This is a genomic window from Candidatus Hydrogenedentota bacterium, from assembly GCA_013359265.1.
GTDB lineage: Bacteria > Hydrogenedentota > Hydrogenedentia > Hydrogenedentales > SLHB01 > JABWCD01.
On sequence record JABWCD010000022.1, the window covers coordinates 17314 to 35294 of the forward strand.

Here is a 17981-nt window from a genome sequence, read left to right on the forward strand (position 1 = left end):
GTCGTGCTCGTGCTTCCCGTGTGTCCATAGTACGCAAACGTAGAGTACCAGCCGGGACTAAGGACCACGCGCAGCCAGATGAGAATCGCCGCGCAAACCCTACTGAAGGCAGTTCCTCGCTTTTCGCGCGGCGCGCCCGAGGACGTGGTATCCGAAAAACGTGACGCGGCCAAGGCTTACTCTGCGCCCTCACGTTCCGCCGCCGCGGACTCGGGCGTAAGCTCAACACGGTATGCCGTGAGTTCATCCGACGCGAGCGTGACGATTAAGGCATGGTTCTCTTTTCCGTTCAGCACGCCAAAACCGAGAAGTCTGCCTTGGAACGGGAGCGTCCCTTTGGCCTGCCCGTCGCTCGAAACGACGATCAATCCCTGCCCCGGGCTTTTCAGTATCCAATCTTGTTCCCCATCCCCATCGGCGTCGCCCGACGCAAATACCTGACTGCGCATCGCGTCCCTGCCTGTATGTATTGGCGTTGACCACGCGACGAGCCCTCGTTCGTTGAACGCAAGCGCTTTTGCGCCCGAGTTGCCCAATTCGTCTCCGATCGCGAGTATCTGCACTCGTTCGGTGCTGTCGACCACCGTCGCGGACATAGTCGCGTAGTAGTGTCCCCTCGGCCGGATCGCGCGAATCGTGTTCCCCCTGTTGTCATATACGTACACCTGACCTCCCGCCTCGGTTGCAAAAACCCGGGCGGGATTCGAGGCTGTGGCGCCAATCACCGCCTGCGTCCAAACATTCCCGATGGACCGAACGGTCCACAGCCGTTTTCCCTCCGAACTTACGGCGTGCAAACCACTGAAGCCATTCATTCCCACGATCATCTCGTCGCTGCCGTCGCCGTCCAAGTCGCCCCAATGCGCGCCGTTGATTCCCCACATCGATTTGTATTTCCACACTTCGTTGCCGCTGGAGTCCGAAACGTGTACGGCGTTGCCCCACCGAGACAGCCCGAGCAGCCGCAGTCCATGGTCTTTATGAACTCCGGCCTCGATCTCGGTGACGGTTTGGAACCCCTCGGGCAGGGGAACCGCGGCAATTTCTGCGCCGTTCTCGTCGACGACATGAAGCGCGGGATCGTGATCGACGATCAGTGCGTCTGAGAATCCGTCGGCGTTCCAGTCAGCAACGCACATTGCCTGCGGATTGTCGAATCGAATCGACCATGCTTGCGAGAATTGCAGGGTACCGTCCGCCGGATCGAGCGTTACTTCGACTGCCGGTGAAACTTCGGCGGGCGCATCGGTGTAATCGGGCGCGGTGGCAAGCTGGCGAAGTGTTTCCACCGGCTGGTTGTCGACCGTTACCGCGTCAATTACTCCATTGCGGTCGATGAAAAACGTTGTGGGGTACCAGATGGTTTCATCGAATGGCCACGGCAGCCTTTCGAGGACAGCGACCTTGTATTTCGGCCGGCTGTCGCCAAATGCCTCCATATCACTTTGTCTTTTGGCGGCGATCCCCAGAATTACTACTTGGTCCGGGCTTACATCCGCGAAGAGTGCGTTAAGGCTTTTGACTTGTTCTTCGCAATCGGGGTCCCCCGAACGAAAAACGTCAATGACAACTCGTTTGCCCTTCAGGCCGGCGAGTGCAATCGACTCGCCTTCGAGTGTTTGAAGCTCAAGCTGGGGCGCTCGGACCCCGACCAATTCTGCATGGTCCTCCTTCAGCGCGATTTGGCCCATCTCGTCGAACGCCTTCGTAGCAAATTGAAACCCAACGATCACAGCAGCGGCCGTGGAAAGCAGTCCGATCACCGACAAGACGCAGCCGATAATGGCCATGGGGCGCCCTTCCGCGTTTTTCGACAGCGAGACGGCGCCCGTTACGACGCCCGCGATTGCGAGGATTCCGCCTACCAGGCAGGGCGCTGTGGGAATCGACACGAGGCCGAGAATCAGGCTCGCGACGGCCAGCCCCGTATCGGACGGCCGCGGAATTCTGCCAAGCGCCGGCGGTTCAGGAAAAGACATAGTCGCGTCTCCACTCTCCCGGGCGGATCGCAATCATAGATAAGTCATATCAGACCTCGCAAGAGGAATCAGGAGCGAGTGTCAGCTTTCGGGAGCGTGGACGGCACATTCCCCGATCGGAAACTCTATGTCCGCTTCAGTCGATCGAGCAGCACTGCCGCAAGAATCACAATTCCCAGAATTACCTGCTGCCCGAAACTTTCCATGCCTATCCATGTTAGGCCTGTGGCGAGGACGGCGATGATGAGCAGGCCGAGGAAGGTGCCGGCGATGGTGCCGCGTCCGCCGGCGAGGCTGGTGCCGCCGACGACAACGGCGGCGATAACCTGCAGTTCGTCGCCGACGCCCACGGTGGGGTCGCCGCTTTTCATTTTTGAAGAGAGCATGAGGCCCGCGAGCGACGCGAACACGCCGGACATGCAGTAGACGGCCCATTTCACGCGGTCGATGGGCACGCCGCTCAAGCGCGCCGATTCTTCCGAACCGCCGATCGCGCGGACGTGCCGGCCAAACCGGGTCTGATTGAGCAATACGGCGCCCGCAACGAATATCGCGAGGAGGATCAGAACGCCAATCGGAATGGTCCCCGCGATCATGTGGCGGCCGAGAAAAGTGTAGCGCTCCGGAACGTCGAACACGGGCTTTCCCTGGACAATAAGAAAACCAAGTCCGCGGATCGTACTCATCCCCGCGAGCGTGGCGATGAACGGGGGTATCTGGAATTTCGTGATGAAGAGTGCGGAAACGCTGCCTGCCGCGGCACCGGCGGCGAGCGCCACGCACCAGCCTACGAGCATCGCGTCCCAGCCCGCGCCGAGTTGTTTGGTTACCGATGCGCAGACCACGCCCGCGAACGCGATGAGCGATCCGACGGAGAGATCGATGCCGCCGCTGACGATGACGAAGGTCATGCCGACGGAAGCAACACCGTAGATGGCGGATTGGTTGAGGACGAGGAGCAGCGTGTCAATGGAGAGGAACGGTTTGATGCCTTGTCTGCGCGCGAGCAACTCAAAGGCAACGCATTCGAGGACCAGCGCGGCGATCAGGAAACCGTACGAAAGGAGAAAGGCGCGCGCGGGATTACGCGACGTCTGCAAGGCGCTGCCCCGTCGCGAGGTGCATGACACGCTCCTGCGTGGCGTCCGCCCGCGAAAGTTCGCCCGCGATGTGCCCCTCGTGCATCACGAGAATGCGATCGCACATGCCGAGGACTTCCGGCAGTTCGCTGGAAATCATGAGAATGCAGACGCCCTTGCGCACGAGCTCGTTCATGAGCTTGTAGATTTCGACTTTCGCGCCTACGTCGATGCCGCGGGTCGGCTCGTCGAAGATTAGAATCTTCGACTCGGTAAACAACCATTTCGCGAGTACGACCTTCTGTTGATTCCCGCCGCTGAGGTTCTGCGCGGTCTGCTCGATGGTCGGCGTCTTGATTTGCAGTTCCTTCACAAAAGAGCCCGTAATTTGCTTTTCTTTTGCGCGGTTCACGAACAGCCACTTCACGAGGGACCGCAAGTTCGCGAGTGTCGTGTTTTCGCGCACGGACATGCCGAGGATCAATCCTTGGTTTTTGCGGTCCTCGGTTAGCAGTCCGATGCCTTGCCGAATGGCGTCCTGCGGCGATTTCACGGTAATCGTCTTGCCGTCGAGCGTAATTGTGCCGGCATCGATCGCGTCCGCGCCGAAGACCGCGCGGGCGACTTCGGTCCGGCCCGCGCCGACAAGGCCGGTCAGGCCAACAATCTCGCCTTCGTGCAGGCTGAAGCTCACGTTGTTGAACGCACCCTTGCGCGACAGGCTTTCGACGCGCAACCGTTCCTTGCCGCGTTCGAACACTTCCTTCGGAAACTCGTGCGTCAGTTCGCGCCCGACCATCATGCGGATGATGTGCTCGCGCGAGACGTCGGTCACCGGTTTCGTGGCAATGTACTCGCCGTCCCGCATTACGGTGACGCGATCGCCGATTGCGAAAATCTCCTCGAGCCGGTGCGAGATGTAGATCATCCCGATGTCCTGGCGCTTAAGTTCCTTGATGAGTTCGAACAGCGCTTCGAGCTCGTGGTCGGTCAATGTGGCCGACGGCTCGTCCATTACGATGATCTTCGAATTGAACGAAATCGCCTTGGCGATTTCGACCATCTGCTGCTGCGCGACGCTGCACTCGTTCACCGGTTTGCGGACATCGAGTTTCACGCGGATGCGCCCGAGAATCTCTCGCGCGTCTGCATACATCTTCTTCCAATTGATGAACGGGGTTTTCGGAATGCGGGGCTCTCGGCCCAGGAAAATGTTCTCTGCGACGCTCAAGTACGGGCTAAGGTTAAATTCCTGGTAGATCATGCTTATTCCAAGCTGCTGCGCGTGGTGCGGCGAATGGATGTGTACTTCTTCGCCGGACAGTCGAATCGTGCCGGAGTCGAGCGGTTGCGCGCCGGAGAGAATTTTCATCAGCGTCGATTTGCCCGCGCCATTTTCGCCGACGAGGCAATGCACTTCGCCCGGGCGCAGATCGAGGTTGCCGTTCTTGACCGCGACGACGCCCGGAAACCGCTTGGTCACATCGCGCATTTCGAGAACAAATTCGGTCATTATTTCTGCTCCGCGTCGAGCGACGCCTTGTCAATGATGTCCACGCGCACCGGAACGATTTTGGGCACGGGCTTTCCCGCGAAATGATCGGCGATCGTCTGGATGGTGATTCTGCCGATTTCTTCCGGGTGTTGCACGGTATCGGCCTTCAGCGCCCTACCCGACCGAATGACATCACGCGCTTCCGGCGTGCCGTCGTAGCCGACAATAATGACCTTATCCTGCATGCCCGCGGATTCGAGCGCGGCGAGCGCCCCAAGGGCGGAATCGTCGTTGATTCCAAATATCGCGTTCAGATCGGACTGCGCCTGGATAACGTCCTGCGCAGCGCGCATGGCCTTGTCGCGGCGCCCGTAACCCGGCGCTTTCTGCACGATCTTGATTTCGGGATATCCCTTGATCGCTTCCTCGAAACCGGCGACGCGCTCTTGAACGGACGCGACTTCGGCGTTGTCGATAATCGCGACATTGCCTTTGCCGTTCAGGAGCTTCGCAAGGTACTCGCCGATGAGCTTTCCGCCGAGCACATTATCGGACGCAATGTGCGACGTGACATTTGCGTTGTGTGCCGCGATGTCCGCGGTAAATACGGGGATACCCTTGGACGCGGCATCGTTAATCGTTGGCGCGATGCCCGCCGAATCACAGGGCGCGACGATGAGCGCATCCACGCCCTGCTGGACGAAGGTTTCGATCTGGTTGATTTGCTTGGGACTCTGGAACTCGGCGTACTGGATGCGCAGCGAATACCCTTGTTTCTTTGCTTCGGTTTCCATTGCCGCGACGAGGTCTCGATAGAACTGGTGTCCCTGCGTGAGGAGCGACGCGCCAACGGTCTTCGATGCCGAGGCCGGTGGCGGCGGCTCCCCCACTGCGCCCGCTGCCGGCTCACCAGGAGTGGGCGAGCAGCTCGTGATCGCGGCCAAGATAGTCAGAACTGTAAGAATTGGAAAGCGCATGCCCCGGGATCCCCTCAACGCCGATACTTTACTTTGGAACCGCGCCGGAGGGCAACCACGTACCTTGGGGCGGCGACGTTTCGTGGCAACCCGGCCTGCCTGGCCGAAGCCCGGCTTGAAAGCCAGATTCGGCATTTTGTAAAGTGTTTTATTGGGACTTGCATAGTACGGCCCGGCGAGACAGGGCCATTGGAGTTTTAGACTACGCAAAATAGTCAATTAATTCGATTAATTCAGAATTTTTTTGCTTGTAACGATACCGGGGGTTTGTGGTAATATGTTAAGAAGTGGAAGTTAGTCAAGAGTTGACTGGCATTCCCTGTTGGCATGGGGCCAATCGAAATAGGTGGAAACGAGAAGAGGAGAAACGTCAAATGCTTCCATCCGCACTGTGTGACCTTCTGAGCCAGATTCTTGGACCGCTGACCGAAATCCCGTACATCGGCGACATCTTCGCCCGGATTTTGGACTTCGTCGAGACTCTGTGCGAAGAAGAGGCTGCCTCCTAGTTCGCAGGCCGCTTCTTAGGAATTGGGGCGGGACGATTGGACTCGAAACCAATCGTCCCGCCCGCGTTGTTTATTCCCATCTGCATTCGCGCCACTCGACTGCCTGCGGCGCGTCGTTGTTGCTCCCGGGTCCCGGGTGCCGGCGGCAGGCCGAGACAGGAAATCCTGTATTTTCTATTGACCTTTCGGCGCTGCTTTGGAATCATGGTACGCAGGAGGAATGTGAAGGATGCTCTTGCGCTGCTACTCTGTCGCGTGTCTGTGTTTATGCGCCAATCTTGGCGCGGCGGCGGACGACCCGCCATCCGCTCAAGCAGCGGCACCGCCGTCGGTCGATTCCATTGTCGAGCTGCTGAAGAAGCTCGAAGCGGACCCGGCCTCCCGGTCGAAAGCGGAGGAGGCGCTGAAGCAGGGGCTTGAGGATATCCGCAAGCAGGTCATGGACTCGCAGGGCCCGCTGGATGCGGCCGCTGCCGAAGCGGAGGCGGCTTCCAAGAAAGCGGGGGAGCTTGACGCAAAAGTCAAGGACCTGACCGCGCAGCTCGACGCCGCAAAGAAGGAAGCCGAAGACAGCAACTCCGCGCTACCCGCCCTCCAACAAAAACTGGATGAAGCGCGCAAGCAGCAAAAGGAATTGTCAGATAGACTGGCGGTTTACGAGCGCGCGTTGGAACTTGTCGGTGCGCTGAACGACAAAACCGAATCACCCGCACCCGAACAATCGAAGCCAGAACCTGCCCCAGCCGGCGAAGCGAAAGTGGCAGCGCTCCCGGCTGTGAACGACACCGATCGCGTGAACTTTAACCGGGACATCCGCCCGATCCTCTCAAACAATTGTTTCGCGTGCCACGGGCCGGACGACAAGGAGCGGAAAGCGGACCTGCGCTTTGATGAGGGCGAAAGCGCGTACAGGGCGGGCAAATCGGGCAAGACGGCCGTTGTGCCCGGCGACGTGTCGGCGAGTGAACTAGTGGCCCGGGTTACCGCGAGCGACGCCGCCGACCGCATGCCGCCGGAAAGCTTTGGGAAGACGCTGACATCCAAGCAAGTGGACTTGCTCAAGAAGTGGGTTGAGCAGGGCGGCAAGATGGAGAAGCACTGGGCCTTTGTGCCGCCGGTGGCGCATGAAGTGCCCGCGGTCGAGCACAAGGACTGGGTGCGAAACCCAATTGACAATTTCATAGTTGCGCGCCTCGAACGCGAGGGGCTCGAGCCGGCGTTGGAGGCGGACAAGACCACGTTGATCCGCCGGGCGACGCTGGACCTCACCGGACTGCCGCCGACACCGAGCGAAATCGAGCAATTCCTGAGTGACACAAGTCCGGACGCATACGAGAAGGCGGTGGACCGCATTCTCGCGTCGCCGCACTACGGCGAGCAGATGGCGCGCTACTGGCTCGATGTGAGCCGCTACGCGGACACGAATGGGTATCATGTGGACAACGAGCGGTACATGTGGCGTTGGCGCGACTGGGTGATCGACGCGTACAACCGAAACCAGCCGTTCGACCAATTCACCATCGAGCAGCTTGCGGGCGACCTGTTGCCGAACCCCACGCTCGAACAACGCATCGCGACCGGATTCAACCGCAACCACATGATTACGTTCGAAGGCGGCGTCATACCCGAAGAGTATCGCGTTGCGTATGTCGTCGATCGCGTGAACACGACGGGCACGGTGTGGATGGGCCTGACGGTCGGGTGCGCGCAGTGTCACGATCACAAGTTCGATCCGTTCACGATGAAAGACTTTTACCAGTTCTTCGGCCTGTTCAATTCGGTGCCGGAGCAAGGGTCCGACGGTAACAAAGGCAACGCGGTTCCGCACATTAAAGCGCCGCTGCCCGATCAGAAAGTTGCGTTGGACGCGGTGCAAATTGAAGTGGACGCCGCACTCGCGAACTTGCGGAGGCCCGTTCCCGAGATTGACGCGGCACAGGCCGAATGGGAAAAAGGCGCGGGGGAGAAGGTGCGCGCCCGTTGGCAGGTCCTCGATCCCGCGACGGTAACTTCGACCGGGGGCGCGACGCTGAAGGAGCAATACGACCGGTCGGTCCTCGCCGAAGGGACGAACCCGGAGAAGGACACGTACGAGTTCGTTGTGCCTACCGACGTGACGGACTTCACCGCCATCCGGCTCGAAGCAATGAAGGACGACACCTTGCCGGGCAAAGGTGCGGGCCGCGCGGAGAATTCTAACTTTGTACTGACCGAGTTCGAGGTCGAAATCGCGGCGGCGTCCGATCCAGAAAAATTCGACCGGGTGCTGCTCGCCGCGGCCAACGCGGACTTTTCACAGTCAACTTTCGAGGTGGCAAAAGCGATAGACGGTAATCCAGAGACCGGCTGGTCCGTCGACGGCGAGGCGAAGAAAGAAGCGCGCACGGCGGTTTTCGCGACGTCGCGGCCGTACGGGTACGCGGGCGGATCGGTGCTGCGGTTTCGGCTAAAACAGGAATCGAAGTTCGCCGGACACAACATCGGCCGCTTTCGGCTTTCACTGACAAAAGATCAGTCCATGGCGCCGGCGGACTTCGGCCCATGGTACGTGAACGGCCCGTATGTGGCGGAAGATGGCAAGACCGCGTACGAGACCGCGTACGATCCGGAAAAGGGCGTCGACTTAACGGCAACCTATGACGATCAGCGCGCGAAGTGGGTGTTGATGCCGGGCCTCAAGGATGGCGAAGCGCACGACCTGAGCGGCAACGTGGCGGCGACGTACCTTTACCGCACCATTACCGCGCGGAGCGCGCGGACAATATCGTTTGGCGTGGGCACGAACGATGCCGTCAAGATTTGGGTCAACGAACAGGTTGTTCTGGATCAGAACGTACAGCGCGCACTGAAGGCCGACCAGGACATCGTCACTGCAAACCTCGTCGAAGGCGAGAACCGCGTGCTGATGAAAGTCGTGAACTACGGTAATGCCTATCAGTTCGCGTTCCGAAAGACAGACGAAACCGTCGGCGATATTCCGATCTCGATCGAACAAATCCTCATCGCGCCGGAGACCGCGAGGACGGACGGTCAGTTGGCGTCGTTGCAGGAGTATTTCCGCGCGCGGAACTGGTCCGAGTGGCCCGCACTCCAGGCGGACCTCGCGGCCCTCAACCAGAAGAAAGCGACGATTGAAAAAGACGTGCCCACGACGATGGTGATGGCGGAACTCGAGACGCCGCGCGAAACTTTCATGTTGAAGCGCGGTCAATACGACCAGCCGGGAGAGACAGTGCAGCCCGCAGTGTTCACGACGCTTGCGCCCATGCCGGCGGAGACCACCGCGAACCGGCTCGGTCTTGCGAAATGGCTGGTCGATCCAACGCACCCGCTCACGGCGCGCGTCACGGTGAACCGCTATTGGCAACATTACTTCGGCGATGGGCTTGTCAAGACGACGGAAGATTTCGGCGTGCAGGGCGAATGGCCGTCACATCCAGAGCTGTTGGACTGGCTTGCACTCGAGTTCATCCGCAGCGGGTGGGACGTGAAGGCGATGCAGAAGCTCATCGTCACTTCGGCGACCTATCGTCAGTCTGCGAAGTCTACGCCGGAGTTGAACGAACGGGACCCCGAAAACCGATTGCTTGCGCGCGGGCCGCGCTATCGCATGGACGCCGAAATAGTGCGCGACAACGCGCTCGCCGTTAGCGGACTGCTCGTGCCAACGATTGGCGGGCCGAGCGTGAAACCGTATCAGCCGAAGGGCATCTGGGAAGAAGTGTCGTACGGCGACAAGACGTATACCGCCCAATACTTCGAGCAGGACCACGGCGATGCGTTGTATCGGCGCAGCATGTACACGTTCTGGAAGCGCCAATCGCCGCCGCCGTCGATGCTCATCTTCGACGCGCCAAGCCGCGAGGTGTGTACGGCGCGGCGCGCGCGCACGAATACGCCGCTCCAGGCGCTCGCACTGCTCAACGATCCGCAGTTCGTCGAGGCGTCGCGAATGCTCGCGGAACGCATGATGAAAGAGGCGGGGCCGGACCCGCTCGAGCGCATGAGTTACGCGTTCCAGCTCGCGACCGCGCGGAAGCCCGCGGGCGAGGAGTGCACGGTGCTCGTCGATACGTTCACGAGGCAACTCGAGACATATCGCGCGAAGCCGGACGCCGCGCTCGAGTTGCTCTCCGTCGGCGAAGCGAAGCGCGACGAAACGCTCGATGCCGCGGAACTGGCCGCGTACACGACTATCGCGAGCATGATCTTGAATCTGGACGAAACGGTGACGAAAGGGTAGGTGGAAGGGTCTCCGCAGGTACTATGAATCCCTTGGGCGAAAACGCTGTCATGCACACCCGCCGCCAGTTTTTTGGGCGGTGCGCGTGTGGCATTGGGACGGCGGCGTTGGGATCGCTGTTAAGTCCGTCGATGTTTGCCGAAGCGCGCGGTGCGCAGCACGCAATCGGTTCTCCGCACTTCGCGCCGAAAGCGAAGCGGATCATCTACCTGTTCCAATCCGGCGGACCGTCACAACTCGATCTATTCGATTTCAAGCCGACCGTGCAGGCGGGCCACGGTTCCGAGTTGCCCCCGTCCGTGCGCGGTAATCAGCGGCTCACGACGATGACCTCCGAGCAGAAGAGTTTTCCGGTCGTCGCGTCCAAGTTCAAGTTTGCGCAACACGGTCCCGGCGGCGCGTGGTTCAGCGAAATCATCCCGCACATGGCGTCCATCGCGGACGAAATGTGCGTCATCAACTCGCTGACGACAGAGGCGATCAACCACGATCCCGCGACGACGTACATTACGACGGGCGCGCAACTCGCGGGGCGTCCAAGCATGGGCGCGTGGCTTAGCTACGGGCTCGGCAGCGAGAACAACGATTTGCCGTCGTTCTGCGTGTTGATCTCGAAGGGCAACCCGCGCGTCAACATGCAACCGCTATATCCGCGCATTTGGGGCGCGGGCTTCCTGCCGGCCGAACACCAGGGTGTAAACCTGCGATCGTCGGGCGATCCGGTCCTGTACATCAAGAACCCGCCGGGTGTGGACGCGGACACGCGGAGGCGCATGCTGGACGGCCTGGCACGGCTTAATGAAAAACAGTACGAAGAATTCGCCGACCCGGAAATCGTAACGCGTATCGCCCAATACGAAATGGCGTACCGCATGCAGACGTCGGTACCTGAACTCGTCGATTTCTCGAACGAGCCGCAGCACATTATCGACTTGTACGGGCCGGACGTGCGGCGTCCCGGCAGCTACGCGGCAAATTGCCTTCTGGCGCGCCGGCTCGCGGAACGTGGCGTGCGGTTCGTGCAGCTCTTTCATCGCGGGTGGGACCAGCACGCGGAATTGCCGCGCGATATCTCGACGCAGGCCCAGGATACGGACCAGCCGAGCGCGGCGCTCATTAAGGATTTGAAGCAGCGCGGCATGCTTGAAGATACGCTCGTTATCTGGGGCGGCGAGTTTGGCCGCACCGTGTATAGCCAAGGCGGCCTGCAAAAGGAAACCTACGGGCGCGACCACCATGGCCGCTGCTATACCGTGTGGATGGCCGGGGGAGGCGCGCGGCCGGGTACGGTCTATGGGGAGACGGACGACTTTAGTTACAACGTCGCGCGGGACCCCGTCCACGTGCACGACTTCAACGCGACGATTCTCCACCTGATGGGAATCGACCATCTCAAACTGACCTTCCCCTATCAAGGCCGCGATTTCCGCCTCACGGACGTATTCGGCAATACGCTCCCAGGCCTCATCGCCTAGGATTTCACGTGGTATAATCGTTGCGGAGGTGTTCGGAAAGGGGGAGCCATGGACCCGAACGCCAGCCACGCCGCCACCGACAATTCGCTGCTACGTAAAATCCTCTCATACGCGCTTGAACAAGGCGCATCCGACATTCACCTGAAAATGGGCCGCCCGCCGGCCACTCGCGTGGATGGCGTGTTGCGGTTCACCAAGTTCGACACGCTCACGCGCGACGATTTGATGCGTATCCTCGATACGATTCTCGGCGCCGAAGGCCGCGAGCGATTTCTCCACACCGGCGACGCGGACCACGCGCTCACGATGCCGGGCGTCGGGCGCTACCGCGTGAATTGCTTCCGGCAGCGGGGAACGATTGCGGTCGTGCTGCGCTATGTGAAATCGAAGATACCGACGTTCAGCGAACTCAATCTGCCGATCAAGGCGATGGAACGCATCGTGTCTCTGCCGCGCGGACTGGTACTAATCACCGGCACGACGAGCAGCGGCAAATCGACGACGCTTGCCGCCATCCTCGACCGAATCAACGAAGAGCGCGAAGGGCATATCGTCACACTCGAGGACCCGATCGAGTACCTGCACGCGGACAGGAAGTGCAGCGTATGCCAGCGAGAAGTGTCGATCGACACGAAAGACTTCAAGACCGGGTTGCGCGCGATGATGCGCGAGGACCCAAACGTAATCCTCATCGGCGAAATGCGCGACGTCGAAACGTTTCAGACGTGCATCGGCGCCGCGGAAACGGGCCACCTTGTATTGAGCACCCTGCATACGACCAATGTGATGATGACGATCGACCGCATCCTCGACTTGTTCCCTTCGAACCAGCAGGACCAGATTCGCTCGCAACTCGCGCTGCAATTGCAGGCCGTCGTGTCACAACGGCTGCTGCCAATGGCGGGCGGGAAGGGGCGGGTGCCCGCGGTCGAAGTCATGTTTAACAATCCCGGCGTTGCCCTGTTGATTCGTGACAACGAGATTCGCCAAATCCCCACGGCCATTTCCGCCGGCATTGATGAAGGTATGCAGAACTTCAACCGAAGCCTCGCGGATTTGGTCCGCCGCCACATGATCGACGAGGAGACGGCAATCTGGGCGTCGGACAATCCCGAGGAATTGAAGATGAACCTTCAGGGTATTTTCACGAGCAGGGATCGCGGCGGAATACTGAAGAAGCCGGCGCACCACTTTACGTCGTAGCAGAATCGCGCAACGCTCACTTCTTCGTCGGCGTCGCTTCAGCCTTGGGTCCTTCGGCTGCTGGTTCCGTCTGCTGTGTAACGGCGACTTTCTGGATGCCTGCCATCTGGACTGCATTCAACGCGAAGGTCATCGCATCGAGTGACGCGTCCGGCGCAACGGCGATTTCCACGCCATCGGGGAAGGCGGCTGTCCTGTCCTGCAGGACCTGTCTGACGCGGTCGCGGGCGGTGATTTCGCCCTCAATCTGGATGTCGCCGTTCTCCGCAATTGCGAGGGACATGATTTTGACCGTCTCGGTCCTGCTCTCCTGCGCGTTCGCGGACGAAAAATGCACGGGCAATGCGCGATAATTCAGCATCGGCGCGACGACCATCATGATGATCAGCAGCACAAGGAAAATGTCCGTTAGCGGCGTAATGTTGATCTCGTCCATCACGCCCTTGTTATGCGCCCTCACGCGGGACCTCCGTTGCGGAAGTTGAGCGAGTGCCGCCCTCGTCCGCTTCCCCAGCGAGCATGACGCGCTCGAACCCCGCATCCTTCGCGGCTTGGAAGAGGTGCATCACGGCCTTGCTCTTCGATCCGCGATCGCCGCGTACGACGAGAAATTTTTCGGGAACGGACGCAATTCGCGACCGAAGCGTGTCCGCCAGTGCATCGGGCTCAATCGAGATCGCGTCGATGAAGTACCCGCCGTCGTTGGTGATTTCAACGGTGAGCCATTTCTGTTCGACGCTGTCGCCAGTGGTGATGCGTGGCATTTTGATGTCGCGCCGCGCATTCGTCATGTATGGTGCGACCACGATGACAATGATGAGCAGAACAAGAAAAATGTCCGTCAGGGGCGTGATGTTGATCTCGCCAAAAACGTGCTTCTTGCCGCGATCGACGTGATTCATGGACGGTCTTGTTGGGCGAGCCGGGGATCGGTGGGACGGCGCGCGTACTGCGCGGCAGCTACAGTGCGTTGGGCGCGCGTTGAACCGCCGCCGACAACGCTGAGAAGGACGAGCTTAAGCACCTCGAAGTCACCCGCGAACTTCTCCACCAGCGTTCGGAAGTAGTTGTTTAGAGCGACCGCGGCGATCGCCACGCCAAGACCCGCCGCGGTGGCCACCAGAGCGGACCCAATGCCGAACATGACGTTGGCGACATTGCCACCAGCTTCCTGCGACAGTTCACCGAACGTGAGGAGAATCCGCACCACGGTGCCGAACAGGCCGAGGTAGGGCGCGACCGTCGCGATCGTTCCGAGTACGGCGAGGTTGCGATCGAGCTCGCGCATCGCCAGCGAGGTTGTCACGTCAAACATCGGCTCGAAACGCTCCGGGTGCTTGCCGACGATGACAATGCCTTCCGCGGCGAGTTCGCCGAGTATACCCTTCTGTTTTTCCGCCGCCGCCTTCGCGTGGTCGAGTCCGTTATCGAGTTCGCGCTGGAGCGTATGGATGAAGTCCGCGGTATTCACACGGTTCTTCCGAAAGAACCAGTATCGTTCGATCATTACAGCCAGGCACAATACCGAACAGAATATGATCGGTGTCAGCACCGGCCAGTCGTACATTATCGCAAACCAAAGGATTTTCATGCCCCACCACGCTCAATAATGACCGGACCCACCCAGCCACGCGGGTACTATACCAAAAGCGGTGGGTCGAGTTGCAGAAGCCCGTGAAGCACGGCATTGTGTTGGTGTGCGCAAGACCGAAATTCCGGAGTTCATCCATATGCCACCACGTACAACCGTAGGCGACTACCTGATCCGCAGGCTGGAAGAATTGGGCGTGAAACACGTCTTTGGCGTGCCGGGCGACTATGTGCTTGGGTTCTACGATCAGCTCGTGGCCAGTCCGCTGGAGGTTGTAGGCACGTGCACGGAGATTGGTGCGGGGTTCGCGGGCGATGCGTATGCCCGCGTGAATGGACTCGGCGCCGTATGCATCACGTACTGCGTGGGAGGGTTCAACGCGCTGAACGCGGTGGCCGGCGCCTACGCGGAGAAGTCGCCGCTCATCCTCATTAGCGGCGCGCCGGGCCTCGGCGAGCGTGAACGCTCGCCGTTCCTCCACCACAAGGTCCGGGACTACAACACGCAGCGGATGATTTACGAGCGCGTGACGGTGGCGGCCGTCGCGCTCGAAAACGCGGAAGACGCGCCGGAACAAATCGACTTTGCGCTGGATGCGTGCATCCGCCAGAAGCGCCCGGTTTACATCGAAATCCCGCGCGACATGGCCATGGTCCCGTGCGCGGCGCCGAAACCGTGGAAGTTCGACCGCGCGAAAAGCGATACCCAAACGCTGAAGGAAGCAGTCGCCGAGGCGGTCGAGATGTTGCGGAAGGCCAAGCGCCCGGTGATTCTCGGCGGCGTCGAGATTCACCGGTTCGGACTGCAGAATCTGCTGGTACGCCTGGTCGACCACACGGGCATACCCGTCGCATCCACCCTGCTCGGCAAATCGATGATCGAGGAAGACCACCCCGGCTATATCGGTGTGTACGCCGGCGCAATGGGCCGAGACGACGTGCGCAGGACGGTCGAACGCGCAGATTGCCTGGTGATTCTCGGCGCGTTTTTGACGGACATTGATCTCGGCATCTTCACGGCCAAACTCGATCCGGCTAAAACCATTCATGCGAGCGCGGAACGAATCGGTATCAAGCGGCACGTGTACGAGGGAATTCAACTGCGCGACTTTATCGACGGACTGGTTGACGCGCTGCCGAAACGTAACGCGTCGCGGGCGAAGCCAAAACCGCCGAAGCGCGTCGAGTTCAAGACCAAACCGCGGAACACCATGACGGTACGCCGCTTGTTCGAACGGATTGATTCGATGCTGAGCGACGACCACATTGTCATTTGCGACGTCGGCGACAGTCTGTTTGGCGCGTCGGATTTGACGGTGCGAAGCCACACCGAGTTCCTCGGGCCGTCCTACTACGCATCAATGGGATTCGCAATCCCCGCCGCGCTCGGCGCGCACGTTAACAAGCGCAAACTGCGGCCCATCGTTTTTGTCGGTGACGGCGCGTTTCAAATGACGGGCCAGGAACTGGCGACGATCGTGCGCCATAAGCTGAACCCGATTGTTATCGTACTGAACAACAAAGGGTACAGCACCGAGCGATTCATTGACGATGGACCGTACAACGATATCCTCAACTGGCAGTACCACCGAATGCCCGAATTGCTCGGCGCGGGGTGGGGGGCCGAGGCGCGCACCGAAGCGGAATTTGACGCGGCGCTCGCGCAGGCAAACGAGAATGACGAAGGGTTCTCAATCATCAATGTGCACCTTGACCCGTACGACAGTTCGCGCGCGATGGAACGATTGGGGCGCAGCCTCGGCAAGCGCGTGAAGAAATCGAAGACGAAAAGCTGACCACGGATCGCGCGAATGTACACGGATTGTGATGCGGGTTCGACATGGGGTTGGCGCTTTTTCGCGCTGACGCTATTGCTGCTGCCCGGCGCGAATGCCGTGGAACCAGGCGCCGACCCCCTCGCGGCGCTTGTACCCCTCGAGACCGGCGGCCAACAAACCGAGTTGGGCGCGTGTGCGTTGATTATCGCCCACGCGCTTGACGCGAGCGTCGACGCGCCGCTATACGCAGAGCGCTTGGATTCGCTTGCCTCGGAACTCAAACCCGCCCTGGCCCCAGCGGCCGGCGTCGAAGCCAAACTGGCGACGATCGCGGAATTTGTCTACACCCATTGGGGATTCGCCAATCGTGACTTGCGCCCCGCCGACGTGTTCGTTTCATTTGCCGACGCGATTGACAAGCGCCAATGGAACTGCGTTTCCATGAGCGCGCTCTATGTCGCGCTCGGCGAACGCATTGGATTGCCGATGCAATTGGTCTCCGGGCATGGGCACGTGCTCGTGCGGTGCGACCGCTACTACGTCGAGACCACGCAACGCGGAAAGGTTCACGACAGCGTTGATTATCTCTCGGAGTACTTGCCGTTTCCGTGTCTGAATCCGGAGGACTACAAACCCGTTTCTACGCGCGAAGCCGTGGCCGTGCTCTTGACGCAAACTGGCGGAGCGGTGTCGGCGCAAGGCAAACTCGATTTCGCTCAGGCGTGCTTTCAACACGCATTGAAATTCGATCCCGATCATGCCGAAGCGCACGCGGCACTCGGTTTTCACTTTGCGAAGGTAGGACACATCGACCGGGCCATCAATGCATTTCACGCCGCTATTCGCTCGAACCCGAAATTGCGGGAGGCATACGGTGGGCTCGGCGCGGCGTTACGCGCGAAGGGCGATCTCGCGAAGGCAGCGCAGGCGCTGCGCAAAGCGGTTGAATTGTGCGACAAGCAGCCCGAGTCGATGTTTAATCTCGGACAGGTGCTCTACGAGAATGGCGACCTGGCCGCATCGATCGAGGCATTTCGTAACTATACCGCGCTCGCGCCGGGGGATGTCGACGGGTACATTCGACTCGCATTTCCGTTGGAGGACAGCGGGCAGCTCGACGAGGCGCTGGCCGCGTACGATAGAGTGTTGCGTTTGGCGCCTAACCATGCCGACGCGCTGGTCAATTCCGGTGCGATACTCGAGAAGCAAAATAAGTGGGACGCCGCGCAGAACAAATACGAGAGATGCATCGAAGCGGCGCCAAGCAACGCATTGGCTCACGCGGGTATGGGGCGAGTACTGACCGAACGCGGCGATTTGGACGGTGCGGCGAAAGCGTTCGTGCGCTCGATCGAACTGGATTCGACGAACCCGGCCACCTGGATAGACTTCGCGAGATTGGAACGAAAGCGCGGTGATACACTCGCGGCGATTGAAAAACTGAACCGTGCCCTTACCATCAATCCGTTGGAGCCGGAAACGCACATTGAGCTTGCCGACACGTTACTCGACCGGGGAGAAGTAGCGAAGGCGGGCCAGCACGCCGCGGTTGCGAAACGGCTGGGGGCGACGCTGCCTGTAGCGCTCGAGTCGCTCTTACCGGAGACCGGGGAGAATACGAGTGCTTCTCCATAAGCCATGCCGCGCACGGCG

12 protein-coding genes are annotated in these 17981 nt (G+C 60.2%); 5 read left to right on the forward strand and 7 right to left on the reverse strand.

The window, feature by feature from the left end; all coding sequences use genetic code 11:
• Nucleotides 1–176 precede the first annotated feature (176 nt).
• The 4 genes from HUU46_17940 to HUU46_17955 all read right to left on the reverse strand — a co-directional run bounded on the left by HUU46_17940 (nucleotide 177) and on the right by HUU46_17955 (nucleotide 5530).
• The gene (locus HUU46_17940) at nucleotides 177–1979 is read right to left on the reverse strand and encodes a redoxin domain-containing protein (protein NUM55534.1); all 1803 of its coding nucleotides are present in this window, start codon (nucleotides 1977–1979) and stop codon (nucleotides 177–179) included.
• Nucleotides 1980–2104: 125 nt separating this feature from the next.
• Nucleotides 2105–3079: an ABC transporter permease gene (locus tag HUU46_17945; protein ID NUM55535.1), complete on the reverse strand. Its 975-nt coding sequence runs from the start codon at nucleotides 3077–3079 to the stop codon at nucleotides 2105–2107.
• On the reverse strand, nucleotides 3063–4571 hold the full coding sequence (locus tag HUU46_17950; GenBank protein ID NUM55536.1) for a sugar ABC transporter ATP-binding protein: 1509 nt from the start codon (nucleotides 4569–4571) through the stop codon (nucleotides 3063–3065). The genes HUU46_17945 and HUU46_17950 overlap by 17 nt, the downstream gene beginning before the upstream one ends.
• A complete protein-coding gene (locus HUU46_17955; protein ID NUM55537.1) occupies nucleotides 4571–5530 on the reverse strand; it encodes a substrate-binding domain-containing protein in 960 nt (319 codons plus the stop codon). Before HUU46_17955 ends, HUU46_17950 begins: the two co-directional genes overlap by 1 nt.
• A 738-nt stretch (nucleotides 5531–6268) precedes the next feature.
• Here HUU46_17955 and HUU46_17960 point away from each other — a divergent pair.
• From HUU46_17960 to HUU46_17970, 3 genes are read left to right on the forward strand one after another with little or no spacing between them, the layout of a single operon-like run.
• Nucleotides 6269–10282 (forward strand): DUF1553 domain-containing protein, encoded by a 4014-nt coding sequence (locus HUU46_17960; GenBank protein NUM55538.1) that lies wholly within the window; start codon nucleotides 6269–6271, stop codon nucleotides 10280–10282.
• Nucleotides 10283–10305: 23 nt separating this feature from the next.
• Nucleotides 10306–11757 (forward strand): DUF1501 domain-containing protein, encoded by a 1452-nt coding sequence (locus HUU46_17965; GenBank protein NUM55539.1) that lies wholly within the window; start codon nucleotides 10306–10308, stop codon nucleotides 11755–11757.
• A gap of 48 nt (nucleotides 11758–11805) precedes the next feature.
• On the forward strand, nucleotides 11806–12960 hold the full coding sequence (locus tag HUU46_17970) for a PilT/PilU family type 4a pilus ATPase (protein ID NUM55540.1): 1155 nt from the start codon (nucleotides 11806–11808) through the stop codon (nucleotides 12958–12960).
• Between the two features lie 16 nt (nucleotides 12961–12976).
• Here HUU46_17970 and HUU46_17975 read toward each other — a convergent pair whose 3' ends face one another.
• The 3 genes from HUU46_17975 to HUU46_17985 are packed head-to-tail and all read right to left on the reverse strand — an operon-like array spanning nucleotide 12977 to nucleotide 14551.
• Nucleotides 12977–13420: a biopolymer transporter ExbD gene (locus HUU46_17975; GenBank protein ID NUM55541.1), complete on the reverse strand. Its 444-nt coding sequence runs from the start codon at nucleotides 13418–13420 to the stop codon at nucleotides 12977–12979.
• The gene (locus tag HUU46_17980; protein NUM55542.1) at nucleotides 13407–13862 is read right to left on the reverse strand and encodes a biopolymer transporter ExbD; all 456 of its coding nucleotides are present in this window, start codon (nucleotides 13860–13862) and stop codon (nucleotides 13407–13409) included. The genes HUU46_17975 and HUU46_17980 overlap by 14 nt, the downstream gene beginning before the upstream one ends.
• On the reverse strand, nucleotides 13859–14551 hold the full coding sequence (locus tag HUU46_17985) for a MotA/TolQ/ExbB proton channel family protein (GenBank protein NUM55543.1): 693 nt from the start codon (nucleotides 14549–14551) through the stop codon (nucleotides 13859–13861). Before HUU46_17985 ends, HUU46_17980 begins: the two co-directional genes overlap by 4 nt.
• Nucleotides 14552–14690: 139 nt before the next feature.
• Between HUU46_17985 and HUU46_17990 the strand changes: the two genes are divergently transcribed.
• Both HUU46_17990 and HUU46_17995 read left to right on the forward strand, forming a co-directional pair.
• Nucleotides 14691–16346: an alpha-keto acid decarboxylase family protein gene (locus HUU46_17990; protein ID NUM55544.1), complete on the forward strand. Its 1656-nt coding sequence runs from the start codon at nucleotides 14691–14693 to the stop codon at nucleotides 16344–16346.
• 15 nt (nucleotides 16347–16361) lie between these two features.
• Complete coding sequence (locus HUU46_17995; protein NUM55545.1) at nucleotides 16362–17963, forward strand: tetratricopeptide repeat protein; 1602 nt, start codon at nucleotides 16362–16364, stop codon at nucleotides 17961–17963.
• Nucleotides 17964–17981: the final 18 nt, after the last annotated feature.

Excerpts from the sequence above, each read along its gene's own strand:
- HUU46_17995 (NUM55545.1), top strand. The coding sequence starts at position 16,362 with ATGTACACGGATTGTGATGCGGGTTCGACATGGGGTTGGCGCTTTTTC.
- HUU46_17950 (NUM55536.1), bottom strand. The coding sequence starts at position 4,571 with ATGACCGAATTTGTTCTCGAAATGCGCGATGTGACCAAGCGGTTTCCG.
- HUU46_17940 (NUM55534.1), bottom strand. The coding sequence starts at position 1,979 with ATGTCTTTTCCTGAACCGCCGGCGCTTGGCAGAATTCCGCGGCCGTCC.
- HUU46_17965 (NUM55539.1), top strand. The coding sequence starts at position 10,306 with ATGAATCCCTTGGGCGAAAACGCTGTCATGCACACCCGCCGCCAGTTT.
- HUU46_17980 (NUM55542.1), bottom strand. The coding sequence starts at position 13,862 with ATGAATCACGTCGATCGCGGCAAGAAGCACGTTTTTGGCGAGATCAAC.
- HUU46_17985 (NUM55543.1), bottom strand. The coding sequence starts at position 14,551 with ATGAAAATCCTTTGGTTTGCGATAATGTACGACTGGCCGGTGCTGACA.
- HUU46_17955 (NUM55537.1), bottom strand. The coding sequence starts at position 5,530 with ATGCGCTTTCCAATTCTTACAGTTCTGACTATCTTGGCCGCGATCACG.
- HUU46_17960 (NUM55538.1), top strand. The coding sequence starts at position 6,269 with ATGCTCTTGCGCTGCTACTCTGTCGCGTGTCTGTGTTTATGCGCCAAT.
- HUU46_17990 (NUM55544.1), top strand. The coding sequence starts at position 14,691 with ATGCCACCACGTACAACCGTAGGCGACTACCTGATCCGCAGGCTGGAA.
- HUU46_17970 (NUM55540.1), top strand. The coding sequence starts at position 11,806 with ATGGACCCGAACGCCAGCCACGCCGCCACCGACAATTCGCTGCTACGT.